Consider the following 16342-nt stretch of genomic DNA (forward strand, 5'->3'; position numbering starts at 1 on the left):
GGAAGAGGCTTTTTTTTATAGAGAATTGACGTTTTAATACGTGTTTATTTAGTTTTATTAAAAATAATTTTTCGTTTATAATTCACGTAAAAGGTTTTAATACCTGAATATATAGGGCTTGCGAAGGAGTTCTATTGTTCTTTATTTTTATTTGTACTTAATCTAAATAAGTATAAATTTGCTGGCAACAAACCTATAGATGAAACAAAAAATACTCCTTCTTTTCTTTATAATTCCATTTGCTGTTGCGGCTCAATATGATTTGAGCGGTTTTATTCAAGATGCGAATGGCTATGTCGTTTTAGGTACTCAAATCAAACTAAGCGGCGGGAGTCTCTCCCGTACAAAAACCGTTAATGGGTCGGGTAAGTATGAGTTTAAGGATTTGCCTTCAGGTACATTCAATCTTGAAATTACCAGCGGCAATTATATAGAATTTGATCAGGTTGTTATTACCAATGCTGATGTGCGTCACGATATTCAAATTAAAAATGACAAGGATTATGAATTGAGCGAAGTAGCAATACGCGGCGAATCTGCTAAAACTAAAATGGAAAAAAAGGGTTTTGCTCTCAATGTAATAAAAACCGATGAAGCTGCTCAGCGCAACATTCAAACAAATGAATTATTAAATACTAGTGTAGGTGTAAAAATTCGTCAAAACGGAGGTCTGGGCTCTAATGTGCAGTATTCTTTAAACGGTTTATCTGGTAGTGCGGTGCGTATTTTTATAGATGGTATTCCCATTTCTACTTTTGGATCTTCTTACAATTTAAACAGTATTCCGCCTTCAATGATAGAGCGTATTGAGGTGTATAAAGGTGTAGTTCCCGGATATTTATCTGATGATGCTTTAGGTGGAGCAATAAATATTGTACTCAATCAAGCGACTAATACAAACTTTAATGCTTCGGTTTCCTACGGTTCTTTCAACACCTTGCAAGCTAGTGTAAGTGGTTTATACCGTTTTGAAGATTCGGGCTTCACTATAAAAGCTTCCGGTTTTCATAACTATTCTGATAATGATTATAAAGTTTCAGGAAGAAGCGTTGTAATAACAGGTTTGGGAGGTGTGCAAACGCCTATCACGGCCAGAAGATTTAATGATGCTTACAGGTCTACAGGTGGTATGGTTCAGGTCGGGTTTACGGATGTAAAATGGGCAGATCAGTTTTTTTTGGGCTTCACCGGTTCAGATGATTACAAAGAAGTACAACATGGGGCATTTATGACCATTACGCCTTATAAAGGTCGGTTTTTTGAGTCAGATGCCAGTCTAGCCAACTTGACCTATAAAAAAGAAGATCTTTTTACAAAAGGCTTAGCTTTAAATGTAAATGGCTATTACGGGAAGCGTAACCGTCAGCTGAATGATACAGTTGCTGCGGCTTATAGTTGGAATGGAGAGCGCGCTATCGATTTTAGAGGAAATGAATTTGATTACACTTGGGGTTCTCAACAGGAAGGCGGACCAACACTTGCTAAAATAAACAGAAATGTAGCTTCTGTGCGTACTGGACTATCGTATGCTTTTAACGGCAATCATAAGATTTTGGCGAATCATGTTTACAGCAGTATAGACAGGAAAGACAGCGATGCGCTTCGCTCGGTGTTAGAAAACACCTTTGTGGGGACGCGTGATTTACTCAAAAATATAATCTCACTTACCTATGAATTAAACGCACTTGAAGACCGTTTACAAGCGAGCTTTTTTGGGAAGTATTACCAGCAGAAAAGCATTAGTAAGGACCCTGCGGTTGAAACAGATGCAGCCGGAAACAGCCAGATTGTTGATGAGGTTGTAAGCAGTACTAAAAAATATGACGGGTATGGTTTTGCGCTTTCGTACGCGGTAGTTCCTCACGTCACCCTGTTAGCTTCTGCAGAGAAAGCAGTGCGTTTACCTAATGAGACAGAAATTTTTGGGAATGACGGGGATAACGTGGTTGCCAACTCTAGCATCAATCCGGAGCAGAGTAAAAACTACAATCTGGGATTTAGACTGGGGACTTTCAATCTGAAGAAAAATCAATTTACGGTTTCAGCCAATTTCTTTACCCGTAATATAAAAGACAGAATAGGCTTACCTATCGAGACTTCCCTTAATGTAGATGATGAGCTGATCTTATATGTGAATCAAGGTAGCGGTACTTCAAAAGGTTTTGATACGCAATTCAATTATACCTATAATACCAATTTTAGATTCAATTTTAATGCTTCAAAATTTGATTTAAAGATAGAAAACAGAGGGACGGAAATTGATGTGCCCAACACACCATTTTTTACCTTGAACGGAAGCTTGCGTTATTCCTTTAAAAATTTAATTCAAGATAATTCAAGCTTAAATCTCTTTTACACGCTCTATTATACAGATGAATTTTCCTATCTGGTACCGCAAGGCTCTAATACAGTAGGAGACGATTTCTTTAAAGTCCCAGAACAACTCGTTCAGGATCTAGGCTTGAGCTACACCTTTCCTAACAACAATTTTGTGGTGAGTTTTGATGTCAAAAATATCTTTGATAAGCCCGTTTACGACAATTTATCAGTACAAAAACCCGGGCGAGCATTCTATTTAAAACTTAATTATTCAATCAATAAATTTTAACTGAATAACATACTAAACAATGAAACACGTATATCTAAATTTTAAGGCTTTTACAGTACTCACACTTGCTTTAGGGCTTACAACAGCCTGTAGCACTGATGAAACCGTAACAGAAACCGAAACCGGAGAAGAAGCAGATTCTAGGTGGATTACTGTTGCTGCTGCAGCAATGGGAGAAAATCCTGGAGACGGTAATGGAGGAACCTTGATCTATGCTGTAACTAGCGAAGAAGCAAAAGATCCTACGGTATCTATTGAACCTTTTGAAAGCGGATTTATCGTGCCTTCTAACCGTACCGCAAGATTGCAAGCATCAGAAGATGGTACAACCATATTCAATATCAGCTATGCGGGAGATACGGGCGGAAATTACACTAAATATAACGTTGAAGGCGGACAGGATTTTGTACAAACCGGTTCTGCGATAAGCATTGCGCCCTATGTAGGCTCGGCTCCCAGATGGATCAAGTTGTTTGACGGAGATCAAACCGGTGCAGCTGTATATGTATCTACCGAAAATGAAATTAGTGATAACGGTACTCCAGACGATGCAACTGATGATTTTTATGTGCGTACCGAAGCAACTATGGGAATCGTGACTTTAGATCTCGAAAATTCGTTAATTAGAGAATTTCAAGAGCATAGCGTGCCGCTTTCTGCTGAAGAAGAAGCGCAAGGGTATTATATCTCAAGAATTGATATGCCAACCTTAAATGCTACCGGTGATAAATTATACATAGGAGCGCGTTTAAGCAAAGTAAACCCTGAGACGGGAGAGAGTGACCGTAATGGTGAAATTCTAGCATCAAAATCTATTGTGTTAGATTACCCATCTTTGATGAACCCTAAAGTGATCACATCAGGTGTAGGTATGGGGAATACAAACGGTTACCGAAGTATTAACGCTTTTGAATATAACGGTGCAGTGTATCAAGCCAATCAAGGAGACCCACAGGGATCTCACATTTTGAGAATAGGTTCTGACAATGAGTATGATGATTCATACCAATTCAATCTTGACGATGCATTAGGAGTTGAAGCTGCTTACATACTAGCGTGGAGACCGGCAGCAAACGGAAAAGCAATCGTTGCTTACCGACACGCAGGTTCTGCAGAAGGACTAGCAGGCGCTCAAGGATTTTTTGCCTTAGTTGATCTAAATGCTAAAACAGCAGAAAAAATTGATGCGATTCCTTACGATCCTGACTTTTACCTATTCCAGTATCAAGGTTTTGCTGTAGATGGCGATGATATCTATGTTACACAGGCTCCGGTAGGAAAAAATGGTAATATCTATGTTATAGATACCGAAACAGGTGATGTAACTAAAGGTGCCGAACTGGTAAATAAAGAAGGAAGCCATTTTATTGGAGTATTCTAAAAACTGAAAAAACAATATCCCCTATAAAAAACCCTCGATTTATCGAGGGTTTTTTGATTGATATAAATTGATTATTAAAACTGCAGTGTAAAGTCGGTCCCATTCTCGGCATCACTCTGCAGCTGAATTTTACCTTTATGTAGGGTCATAATCTGCTTGCTGAGGCTAAGACCAATGCCACTCCCGGTCTTTTTTGTGCTGAAAAAGGGAATAAAAATACTTTCCCTGATTTCTTCAGGAATACCGCTACCATTATCTCTAACCTTGATTTGCACTTTGCCTTTGCTGTTTTGAGAAGCCGTGACGACGATTTTGGCATTTTTAACCTGTTGGGTTGCGTCAATCGCATTTAGGATCAGGTTGATCAAAACCTGTTCAATAAGGTAACTGTCAATCTCAAAAAGCATTTCAGGATTTTCAGTCTTAAAATGCAGCGTAACATTTTTGTCTGCGAGTGAGGGCTGCATCAAATCGCTGATGCTTTTAAAGAGTTCACCTACCTTAACTGTCTCGAGGTTGAGGTGCGTGACTTTACTGAGGCTTCGGTAAGTCTTGGCAAATTTCATCAGGCCTTCGCTGCGTTTTTTTATGCTGCTGATACCCGCATTGAGATCGTCCAATTCCAGCGGATGTAATGCTGCATTTTGCTGGTTGTTTTGAATGTGGTTTTGTAGAGTTTCGGCCAGCGACGAAATGGGTGCAATGCTGTTCATAATCTCATGGGTCATCACACTCAGGAGTTTTTTCCAGGCATCCGATTCGGTTTGGTTGAGCGTATTTTCAATATTCTGAAGCACCACAAGTTTAAACGCATCTTCTTCCACCTGAAAAACCGTTTCTGAAATAAGGACTTTTAAGTTCTCGTGGCGCAGGGTGATTTCTGTTGAAACCGCTTCGTTGCGGTAGGTGTCAAAAAGTTCGTCATACAGCTGAGGTCTGCGTTTTTCTACAAAACCGATGTTTTTAAAGTTGGGCAAATCGAGGGTATTGAGCAGCGACTCGTTTGCCCATAGCACCTGGCCGCTATCCAGATTGTAAGCGATAATGCCCACATCTACCATTTCCAAAATTTTCTGCAAGTACACGAACTGTGCCTGCCGCTCGTTGTTGATGTTCTTGATCGTCTTATTGACATTGTTAAAGCCTTTATGCAACCGGCGAATGTCCTGCGGACCGTGTTTTTCAGAAAACCAGCGTGAAAAATCGCGGTATTTTACCGCTTCAAAAAAATCATCCATGGCAACAAAACGCCTGGTCAGATACCGGTAGAGGTTAAACAGTACAAATAAGGTAAAGCCCCCTCCTCCCAAAATAAAATAGATATTGGCATTTACAATACCCCAGGCCAGTCCCGTAAGTCCCGCCAGTAAAAGCAATACCCACAGCAATAAGGCAGCGATGTAGCTTTTATAGATCATACTTGTTGAGTCTGCGGTAAAGCGCGGTACGCGTGATACCCAGTTCTTTGGCCGATTTAGAAATGTTACCCTTATTTTTCTCAATCACGTTGAGGATGGTGTTTTTTTCCACAGCATCCAGATTGGTGGTTTTGAGTTTGAGTTCGGTTTCCGGTTGTTGCTCTATGGGCGAAAAGGCTAAATCTTCGGCACTTAAGACAGAACCTTCAGCCATAATCACAGCGCGTTCCAAAGCGTATTGCAGTTCGCGAACGTTGCCGGGAAAAGCATGTTCTTTTAGTTTTTTTATAAAACCGGAATCAAGACTGAAGTTTGCTTTGCCATACTTTTCGGCATAGCTTTTTACAAAATATTGAGCCAACAGACTCAGGTCCGTGCCGCGATCACGCAGGGGCGGAATCATAAGGTCTACGGTGTTGATGCGGTAGATCAAATCCTTGCGAAACTTACTTTCGTCAGCCAGATCGGTAAGGCTAATATTGGTTGCACAAATGAGCCTGATGTCAATGTGTACCGGCTCGTTTGACCCCAACGGAGTTACCTGCCTGTTTTGTAAAACCGTGAGCAGTCTGGCTTGTTGCCGCAGGCTGATGTTTCCAATTTCATCCAGAAAAAGGGTGCCGCCATGTGCGGCTTCAAAACGACCTTTGCGGTCTTCACGTGCATCGGTAAAAGCCCCTTTTTTGTATCCAAACAATTCGCTCTCAAAGAGACTTTCGGTAAGGGCTCCTACATCCACTTTTACAAAAGGCTGGTTTTTACGCAGTGAATTTTCATGAACGGAGCGGGCTATTAGATCTTTTCCGGTCCCGTTTTCGCCTAAAATCAACACATTAGCATCGGTAGGCGCCACTTTTTTAAGCTTTACAAACACCTCTTGCATAGGTTCGCTATCCCCTATGATTTGAGTATCAGACTCCAGTTTGATTCGTTGACTACCGGGTTTTTTCTTTTTGGCCAGGATTTCGGCCATGGACTCAAGCAGTTTTTCGTTCTTCCAGGGCTTTACCAAAAAGTCAGAAGCACCTTCTTTAAGCGAGCGAATAGCAAGGTCTATATCGCCATAAGCCGTAATGAGCATCACGTCTGTGGCCGGTTTCCAGCCTTTGATTTTGTTGAGCCAAAAAATACCCTCGTTGCCGGTGTTAACGAGTCCGTTGTAATTCATATCGAGAATCACCAGGTCAAAATCCTGTTTGCTCAGAATTGCCTGCAGGGCATTTGGATTTTTTTCGACCACAACCTGTTTGACCTGTGGTTTGAGTAAAAGCCGCAGGGCAGTAAGAACGTCTTCATCATCGTCAATAACCAGGATATGAGCGTCTTTGAGTTGCATACGTACAATATTACGATTTTCGACTTTTGAGTAACCCGTAGAACCGGGCTAATTTTTAGCTGTACCAAAAGTGTATCGGCAGCGTACATGAAGTGTATCAAAACCGAACACTTTTAAATTTAATTAAATAATTATGGTTCTGAAAATCAGTTATTTATAGTTTTGGCACAGTATTGCTTAATAAACAGGTGCAAACAACTATTTTATGGACATCCCTTTAGAAAAGAAACGCTTTACCACTCAAAAAATACTGATGATCGCAGGCGGTATTGCCCTGGCTGCACTTATTGTTTTTGTGATCCTTTCGACTACAGGCAATTCAAAACTCAACGTTCAAAAAGAGCGCCTGAGCATTGCAACGGTTAAGCAAGATGTTTTTCAGGAAAACATTCCGGTAAACGGGGTGGTGATGCCTATTACCACCATTTACCTGGATGCGCTCGAGGGCGGCCGCGTAGAAGAAAAGTTTGTAGAAGATGGCGCGGTGATGAAAAAAGGCGAGCCCATTTTACGCCTGTCAAACACCGATCTGGAATTAAGCCTTGTGAATCAGGAAACTCAGGTGTACAACCTGCTCACCCAAATGCAGATTTCGCAAAATGCCGCGCGTCAAAATACCATTGTAAAACTCAATCAATATACCGATGTGGAGAATAGCCTGATCGAGGCTAAACGGGTATATGATCTCAATCAAAAGCTTTACGATAAAGACGCGATAGCAAGACAGGATTTGATTAAATCAAAAAATGACTACAACTACCAGAAAGAACGTATGCAGCTGGCAGAGCAAATTTTGGCTCAGGATTCTATAGCTGTGAAGCAGGAAAAAAATCAGGTTTCAAGCTCCTATGCGCGAACTCAGAATGCTTTAGAATTGATGCGTCGTAAGGTAGCCGATTTGGTAGTTCGGGCACCGGTTGACGGGCAACTCACTTCACTTGATGCTGAGATTGGCCAGTCTAAAAATAAAGGGGAGCGTTTGGGACAGATCGATGTGTTGAGCGGGTATAAAGTGCGTGTTGATATAGACGAACATTACATTTCCAGAATTTATACGGGTCAAAAAGGCTCCTTTGATTTTGACGGAAAAAACTACACGCTGGTAATTAAAAAAGTTTTTACGCAGGTGACAAACGGAAGGTTTCAGGTTGATATGGAATTTGAATCTGAAGTTCCGGAAGGCATACGCCGCGGGCAAACGCTACAGATTCGTGTTGCACTGAGTCAGGAAAAGCAGGCTTTACTCATTCCAAAAGGCGGATTCTTTCAGGAAACCGGTGGTAACTGGATTTTTAAAGTAAGTGAAGACGGAAATGCCGCCTATAAAGCAGACATTTCATTGGGTAGCCAAAACACCGAGTATTATGAAGTCTTAAGCGGACTGGAACCTGGCGACCGGGTGATCACCAGCAGTTATGATAACTACGAAGAAGTACAGGAATTGGTACTTCAGGATTAAAACTAAAAAACGATGATAACACTAATCTTAGCATTTATAAACCTAATTCTTTCTTAGATGATTAAAATAACAGACTTAGAAAAGTATTATGCCACCGAAGAGGTGCGCACCATTGCCCTCAATAAACTGTCTTTTCAGGTGCAGGAAGGCGAATTTGTTGCCGTGATGGGCCCTTCAGGTTGTGGTAAATCAACCTTGCTTAACATCCTGGGACTTCTGGATGACCCGGACGGCGGCAGTTTTATTTTTAACGGTATTGAAGTAGCCGGTTTTAATGAGCGTAAACGTGCCGATCTGCGCAAGCACAACATCGGTTTTGTCTTTCAAAGCTTTAACCTGATCGACGAACTCACCGTTTTTGAAAACGTAGAGCTTCCGTTGATTTATACCGGTGTGAAACCTGCAGAGCGTAAAAAACGCGTAGATGAAGTGCTAGAAAAAATGCAAATCATGCACCGTCGTAAACACTTTCCGCAGCAATTATCAGGAGGACAGCAACAGCGTGTAGCCGTAGCCCGAGCCGTGGTGAATAACCCAAAATTAATTCTTGCCGATGAACCTACGGGTAACCTGGACAGCAGCAACGGGAACGAGGTGATGGATTTGCTTACCGAACTCAACGAGGCCGGTACCACGATCATTATGGTGACACACAGTGAGCACGATGCTAAATACAGCCACCGCATCATCCGGATGCTCGACGGTCAAAAGGTTACTGAAAATGTACTCTCAGAGTATAAAAGCAAAACCTTGGAAGTTTAAGATTTCCTAACGGGGATTCATTCATCAACCCGATGCCTATCGGGACCAATCAATCAAAACCGGGACTTAATCACTCCCACTATTTTATCAGTTATGCTCAAAAATTATTTCAAAATCGCGTTTAGAAACCTTTGGAAAAACAAGGGTTACAGTGCACTGAATATCTTTGGACTGGCCATTGGGATCACCTGTGCCAGTTTGATCCTACTTTGGGTAGAAGATGAAATGAGCTTTGACACCATTGTCGCAGATCAGGAACTGGTTTACAGCGTACCTACCAATCAGGTCTATGAAGGACAGAAACGCACCTTTTTTCAGGCAACTCCGGGACCTTTAGCCGCAGCTTTAAAAACTGAAATTCCGGAAATTACTAAAGCTGCAAGATTGCGAAATAGAGATTTCCTGTTTACCGTAAACTCTTCTTCAATAAGTAGTTCCGGTTCTTATGCAGATCAAGATATATTTGATCTGTTTAATTTAAAATTTATAGAGGGCAATGCTACTGATGCTTTCAAGATGAAAGAGAGTATTGTAATTACAAAAGAGGTAGCGCAAATTCTTTTTGAAAATCCAACCAATATTTTAGGAAAAGTAATCCGGGTTAATCAGCAGGACAATTTTAAAATAACTGGTGTGGTTGAAACCCTGCCGGTAAATACGACCTATAGTTTTAACTGGTTGGTTCCATTTGAGAATTTTACATACGACAAACCCTGGACGCAGGAATATGGCAGCAATTTTACTGAGACCTTTGTAAAGTTAGCACAGGATGCTGACTTCAATAGCGTTAATGAAAAAGTCAAACACATCTTACCAGCCAAAACCGGCGATAAAGACACCCAGGCAATTTTACATAAAGCAAAAAACTGGCATTTACGATCAGATTTTAAAGATGGTGAAGTGGTAGGTGGTCGCGTAGAATATGTGCGGTTGTTCAGTTTTATAGCGCTTATTATTTTAGTTATTGCCTGCATCAATTTTATGAATTTAGCAACTGCCCGTAGCGAGAAGCGGGCAAATGAGGTCGGCGTGCGTAAAACCTTAGGTTCAAACAAGCAGCAATTAATTTTTCAGTTTATAACGGAAGCCTTGATGATTGCAATATTCGCAGCTTTATTAAGTGTTTTAGTTTTGATCCTCATTATTCCGGCATTCAACGCGTTAATAGACAAACAACTTGCTTTGGATTTAACTATACCATCGCATCTGCTTTCGCTTTCAGCTATAACCCTAATCTGTGGGATATTTGCCGGTTTATACCCTGCGTTCTACCTCTCTTCTTTTAAACCTATTGACGTGCTTAAAGGAACCCGAATCCAGGCTAAAGGTGCCGGGTTTATTCGTAAAGCTCTGGTCATTACCCAATTTGTGATTTCTATAGTGTTTATCATTAGTACGTTACTGGTTTACCAGCAGGTGCAACATGTAAAAAATCGTGATTTAGGACTTAATAAGGACAACCTGATCGAGATACCAGCAAATGGTGATTTGATCAAAAACCGAAAGGCTATAGCAGAAGGTTTGAAAAATACAGGGATGATTACTGGTTTAGGATTGTCAAATTCTAATATACTTTCTGCTGGGAATAACGGCTCTGGTTTAAGATGGCAGGGAGGGAGCAATACTGAAGATGTACTTGTTTCTTATAGATACATAAATGATGAGTATTTTAAAACAACGGGAATCGAATTGATTGAGGGACGTGGTTTTAGTCCTGTAGTTGCTCATGACAGTTTGCACGTTATCATTACCGAATCTTTTGCACAATTGATGGGCACCGGTAGTGCACTGGGCAAGACTATAGACCGATACGGGGATATGTATACCGTGATAGGCGTGACTAATGACTATTTATACGGCGACATGTATGGTACCAGTGATCCGGTTATGTTTTACAATTATCCCCCTGAAGCACAGTACATGTATTTAAAAACGAACCCAAAATACGCTACAACCGAGGTTTTGAAAAGCGTTGAGTCAACATTAAATGAGTATAATCCCGGGTATCCTTTTGAATTCCGTTTTGTGGATGATGCTTTTGATGCACGTTTTAAAAGCGAACAATTGATAGGGAATCTCTCCCGCATTTTTGCCCTGCTTGCAGTCTTAATTTCGTGTTTAGGCCTCTTTGGGCTTTCGGCTTATACCGCAGAGCAGCGTCGTAAAGAAATAGGAGTGCGTAAAGTTTTAGGATCTAGTGTTGCCGGTATAGTAGGCTTATTATCCAGAGATTTTATAGTTCTGGTATTGGTCGCGTTACTTATTGCCGTTCCGCTGGCGTGGTACTTAATGTACTCGTGGTTACAGGGATTTGCCTATCGTATTTCAATCAATGTCTGGGTATTTGCAGTTGCGGGTATTGCTGCTCTAGGAATTGCGCTTTTGACGGTAAGCTTTCAGGCCATTAAAGCAGCGATCGCTAACCCTATAAAGTCCTTAAGAACGGAATAATTCATCAATCAAAATCAAGCAGCCATGATTAAAAATTATATCAAAATCGCCTGGCGGAATATTTTAAGATACAAGACCAATAGTGTACTTAATATTTTGGGGTTAAGCATTGGTTTGGTATCGGTGATGCTCATTGCATTATACATCCAGAATGAACTGGCTTATGATACCCAGTTTGATCAGGCTGCGCAAGTCTACCGGGTGAATATGAAAGGCAAAATGGGAGATAACGCATTTTATGCGGGGTACACACCACCACCTGCCGGGCAGGCCTTAGTAGATCAGTTTCCGGAAATTGAAAGCGCAACGCGCATCTATCAATCCGACAATACCAAATTAGCATATACAAACGCGACGCGTTCAAAAGTCTTTAATGAATCTGAAATTCTTGCCGTTGATCCCAATTTCTTAGAAGTCCTAAGCTATCCCTTGCAAAAAGGGGATGCCGCTACCTGTTTGCAGGAGCCCAACAGTATTGTGATTACCCCACAAATCGCAAAGAAATATTTTGGCGATGCAGATCCTATGGGTAAAACATTAGCATACGGGGACTCCGGGAAACCCTTACAAGTGACCGGTGTGTTTGAAGATCTCAGCAACTATCCGGCTTCGTTAAAATTTGACATCCTGATGCCGGTAGCCAATTTTAATGAGGTCACCTATTTCAATTGGAGTTGGGTATGGCTCAATATGGCGACCTATGTAAAACTCACGCCACAGGCAAGTGCGAATCCAGCGACCCTGGCGAATCTGGAATCCCGATTTCCAGAGATGCTCAAGGTACAGGCAGCACCCGCGTTTGAGCGTATAGGGCAACCCTTTGAGGAGTTTATTGAGAAGGGAAATTACTGGGAGTTGCACTTACAGGCTTTGTCAGATATTCATTTGTATTCTGATGGAATTACGTCTTCCATAACCGAGCAGCACGATGTTAAAAGCCTCTATATTTTAGGCATCATCGCCTTTTTTATCATCATTCTGGCCTGTGTGAATTTTATGAATCTTTCTACCGTTCAGGCTGTAAAACGCAGTAAGGAAATAGGGATTCGTAAAGTCTTAGGATCGCAACGGAAACAACTCGTTAAGCAGTTTATGACCGAAGTTTTCTGTTATACTTTTTGTGCTACACTACTGGCTTTTATCACAGTGCTCTTGATTTTACCGATGTTTAACGGGTTGACCGGAAAAGAGCTTGATATTCAGGCATTTTTTAATAGAAATCTAATCTTGCTAATACTCGCTGTTGTAGTCCTTACCACCCTGTTGGCGGGCATTTATCCTGCATTTTTCCTCACGTCATTCAATCCTATACGAGCCTTAAAAGGAAAAGTGGGTAAAACAACCCAATCCAGTTTTATCCGTAACGGGTTGGTTGTTTTTCAATTTTCTATTGCGATCACCCTGATCATTTGCACCCTGGTGGTGTTTAGTCAGTTGCGTTATGCACAACAAAAGGATTTGGGTTTTGAGAAAGATCATGTTCTGGTTATTAACAATGCCGAAACTCTGGGGAACAGTTTGGCTAGTTTCAAAAAAGAACTTACAGCATTAACCGGTGTAGAAGCGGCAAGCAGTTCGAGTGGAATGCTCACTCGCGGAAATTTCGGGGATTTCTACACCCCAAAACCCACAGCTGACGAACCCAATATTGCAACTGATATTTCCCTGAGTTCGTATCTGATAGATGACGCATTTATACCAACGCTGGATCTGGAAATCGTTGAAGGGCGAGGCTTTGACAAGCAGTTTAAAGATTCGCTATCGGTTATTCTTAATGAAACAGCTGCCGCTCAAATAGGTTGGGAAAATCCTATTGGACAGCAAATACGCTATCCCGGCGGTAATATGGAGTATTACACGGTAGTAGGTATTTTAAAAGATTTTAATCTCGAATCCCTGCATACGCCCATTGAGCCATTTGCCCTTTTTGCTGAAGAATCAAAGAGTTATGATACCCGCACCACCTTTATCAGCCTTAAAATATCCGGGGAGCATACCAGACAGGTAATCGGTCAGGTGCAGGATTTGTGGGAAAGTTATTTGGAGAGTACTCCGTTTGAATATTCGTTTTTAGATGAAGATCTGGCCTATGCTTATCAGGAAGATCAACGCTTAGCTTCCTTATTTATGGGCTTTAGCATACTTGCCATTTTTGTTGCCTGCCTGGGATTATTCGGTCTTATCGCTTTTACAGCCCAGCAACGCACGAAAGAAATAGGTGTGCGCAAAGTATTAGGAGCCAGCGTAGGCAGTATCGTAAAACTTTTGGCTATTAACTTTTTGAAGTTGGTTATGCTAGCGTTAATCCTGGCGGTACCGGTAGCCTGGTTGGCGATGGATAGTTGGCTGCAGGATTTTGCCTATCGAATAGATATACCCATCTGGGCATTTATAGCAGCAGGTGTCTTAGCACTGGCTATAGCATTAATAACCGTGAGTGTTCAGGCCATTAAAGCGGCAATTGCCAACCCTGTAAAGGCATTGAGAACGGAATAAATCATTAATCAAAATCAATCAGCTATGCTTAGAACTTATATCAAAATCGCCTGGCGGAATATCTTAAAACATAAAGGTTATTCAGCGATCAACATCTTTGGTCTGGCGTTGGGTATGGCGGTAACGCTTATGATTGGGCTTTGGGTCGCAGACGAACTCAATTACAACGATCTTTATAATAACAAGAATCAAATTGCGCAGGTTTATCAAAACACAAATTACAATGGTGAAATAGATACCGATAATGCAATTCCGCGTCCACTTGAATTTGCCTTAAGAGAAGAATTTAAAGACAAGTTCAAAAATATAAGCATGGCTTCCTGGAAAGGAGAGCGAATTATGAAAGTAGACGACAATATTCTCGTGATGCGCGGATATTCGGTACAACCGGAATTTGGGAATATTATTGATTTACAATTTATCAGCGGACAATCTGAAGCATTGAGTGATAGTAATTCGTTGTTGCTTTCTCAAACCGCAGCAACCACCTTATTTGGCAATGAAGATCCAATAGGTAAAACGGTTACCGTTGACAATCAAAATAAAATGATGGTTGCCGGTGTTTTTAAAGACATTCCGACGGGAAATGATTTTGCAGGTTTAGATTATTTAATGCCTTGGTCCCTTTACGCAAACCGGGAGTGGGTAAAGAATGCTGCAGATCAGTGGGGAAACGATTCTTTTCAGCTATTTGTAGAAGTTGCCGATGGGGTAAAGCTTAGCGAAGTTTCAAAATTAATCGCACCTGTAAAGAAGAATAGAGACCTTGAACAGGTAAAATACAATCCAGAGTTTTTCTTATGGCCTATGGACCGCTGGCATTTGTATACGCATTTTGAAAATGGTCAACAAAGCGGAGGACCTATAGAAAATGTGTGGCTGTTCAGTATTATTGGCATTTTTGTTTTGGTACTGGCCTGTATTAATTTTATGAACCTCAGTACAGCACGTTCCGAAAAGCGAGCAATGGAAGTAGGCATTCGCAAAGCTATAGGCTCCACAAAAAATCAACTCGTCAAGCAATTTTTAGCCGAATCTTTTTTGGTAGTGATTCTGGCTTTTGTACTTGCTGCGGGGCTGGTGGTACTCTTTTTAAATGCCTTTAATGAGCTATCCCACAAAAGCATTGATTTCCCTTGGGATAGCTTGCTTTTTTGGGCTTCAATACTCGTATTTATAAGTGTTACAGCCCTGATTTCAGGCAGTTATCCAGCCCTGTATTTATCTTCATTTAAACCTGTAAAAGTTATAAAAGGAACCTTTAAAGGGGGTAAAATGGCTGCGTTACCTCGAAAAATTCTGGTAATCATACAGTTTAGTGTTTCCATAGCCTTGATTATCGGCACTTTGATTGTGATGTCACAAATTGAATTCAGCAAAAATAGACCTATAGGTTATGATACCAGTGGGCTGATACAGATACCATTGAGGAGTGCTGAGTTTTGGGGCAAAAGCGATATGATGCGCAATGCTTTTATAGCCTCTGGGGCGGTAACCGAAATGGCTTCTTCAAGCAGTCCTTCTACAGAGGTGTGGTCAACACGGTCTGGCTTTAGCTGGGCAGGCAAACCTCAAGATTTTCAAGCAGATTTTAGCTACTCGATGGTTTCTTACGAGTATGCAGAAACCTTAGGCCTTGAGGTGATTGCAGGAAGGGGGTTCTCCAGAGCGTTTCCCTCAGACTCCAGTGCTGTACTCATTAACGAGTCTGCCGCCCGATATATGAATATGCAAAATCCTCTAGGTAAAGTTTTAGCTGCAGGTGAAAAGGGTGTTGACTATACCGAATATAAAATTGTAGGAGTTGTAAAGGATGTAATTGCACAGTCACCCTATAATTCTGTAAAGCAGGCTGTCTATACCTTTGATAAGTATCAAAGTGCGAGTTACTGGAATTTAAGACTCAATCAAAACCAAAGTATGAGTACAAACCTGGCTACCGTAGAAGCAGTTTACAAAAATTATTTTCCCGATGCTCCATTTTCCTATGATTTTGTAGATAAAGAGTATGCTAAAAAGTTTGCTGAGGAAGAGCGTATTGCGAGCCTGGCCAAAGTGTTTACGCTTCTTGCGATGCTTATTAGCTGCTTAGGCTTGTTTGGGTTAGCCTCATTTGTAGCCGAACAACGCACCAAAGAAATAGGAGTGCGTAAGGTGCTAGGTGCATCAGTACCTAATCTATGGCTCTTACTGTCTAAAGATTTTGTGTTGCTGGTAATTATCGCATTGCTCATCGCATCTCCTATTGCTTTTTACCTGATGCAACAATGGATTCAAAAATTTGTGTATAGAACCGATATTTCAATATGGATTTTTGTAGCTGCAGGCATAGGAGCCTTAGTGGTTACCCTATGTACCGTGAGTTTTCAGGCTATCAAAGCCGCATTACAAAATCCGGTAAAATCCTTAAGAACCGAATAGTCCTCTCAGC

9 protein-coding genes are annotated in these 16342 nt (G+C 41.2%); 7 read left to right on the plus strand and 2 right to left on the minus strand.

Features of this window, described 5'->3' with window-relative positions; translation table 11 throughout:
* The first annotated feature begins 199 nt into the window (after window positions 1–199).
* Together DSM03_RS05030 and DSM03_RS05035 are read left to right on the plus strand one after the other, a co-directional pair.
* A complete protein-coding gene (locus DSM03_RS05030) occupies window positions 200–2608 on the plus strand; it encodes a TonB-dependent receptor plug domain-containing protein (protein ID WP_128763063.1) in 2409 nt (802 codons plus the stop codon).
* Between the two features lie 19 nt (window positions 2609–2627).
* Window positions 2628–3989, plus strand: a complete 1362-nt coding sequence (locus DSM03_RS05035; RefSeq protein ID WP_128759900.1) for a hypothetical protein — start codon at window positions 2628–2630, stop codon at window positions 3987–3989.
* Window positions 3990–4063: 74 nt separating this feature from the next.
* Here the strand turns inward: DSM03_RS05035 and DSM03_RS05040 are convergent, their stop codons facing one another.
* Both DSM03_RS05040 and DSM03_RS05045 read right to left on the minus strand, forming a co-directional pair.
* Window positions 4064–5407 carry a sensor histidine kinase gene (locus DSM03_RS05040; protein WP_128759901.1) on the minus strand — a complete coding sequence of 448 codons (1344 nt, stop codon included), beginning with the start codon at window positions 5405–5407 and terminating at the stop codon, window positions 4064–4066.
* Entirely contained in the window at window positions 5397–6743 is a 1347-nt protein-coding gene (locus DSM03_RS05045) for a sigma-54-dependent transcriptional regulator (protein ID WP_128759902.1), read from the minus strand. The genes DSM03_RS05040 and DSM03_RS05045 overlap by 11 nt, the downstream gene beginning before the upstream one ends.
* A gap of 205 nt (window positions 6744–6948) precedes the next feature.
* On the opposite strand from DSM03_RS05045, the gene DSM03_RS05050 reads away from it, so the two are divergent.
* From DSM03_RS05050 to DSM03_RS05070, 5 genes are all read left to right on the plus strand, one after another.
* Entirely contained in the window at window positions 6949–8202 is a 1254-nt protein-coding gene (locus DSM03_RS05050) for an efflux RND transporter periplasmic adaptor subunit (protein WP_128759903.1), read from the plus strand.
* A gap of 57 nt (window positions 8203–8259) precedes the next feature.
* Window positions 8260–8964: an ABC transporter ATP-binding protein gene (locus tag DSM03_RS05055; RefSeq protein ID WP_099645749.1), complete on the plus strand. Its 705-nt coding sequence runs from the start codon at window positions 8260–8262 to the stop codon at window positions 8962–8964.
* 93 nt (window positions 8965–9057) lie between these two features.
* On the plus strand, window positions 9058–11415 hold the full coding sequence (locus DSM03_RS05060; protein WP_128759904.1) for an ABC transporter permease: 2358 nt from the start codon (window positions 9058–9060) through the stop codon (window positions 11413–11415).
* Between the two features lie 24 nt (window positions 11416–11439).
* Complete coding sequence (locus DSM03_RS05065; protein WP_128759905.1) at window positions 11440–13911, plus strand: ABC transporter permease; 2472 nt, start codon at window positions 11440–11442, stop codon at window positions 13909–13911.
* 24 nt (window positions 13912–13935) lie between these two features.
* Window positions 13936–16332, plus strand: a complete 2397-nt coding sequence (locus DSM03_RS05070) for an ABC transporter permease (RefSeq protein ID WP_128759906.1) — start codon at window positions 13936–13938, stop codon at window positions 16330–16332.
* Window positions 16333–16342: the final 10 nt, after the last annotated feature.

This window comes from Leeuwenhoekiella aestuarii (assembly GCF_004104055.1).
In the GTDB taxonomy this organism is placed as follows: domain Bacteria; phylum Bacteroidota; class Bacteroidia; order Flavobacteriales; family Flavobacteriaceae; genus Leeuwenhoekiella; species Leeuwenhoekiella aestuarii.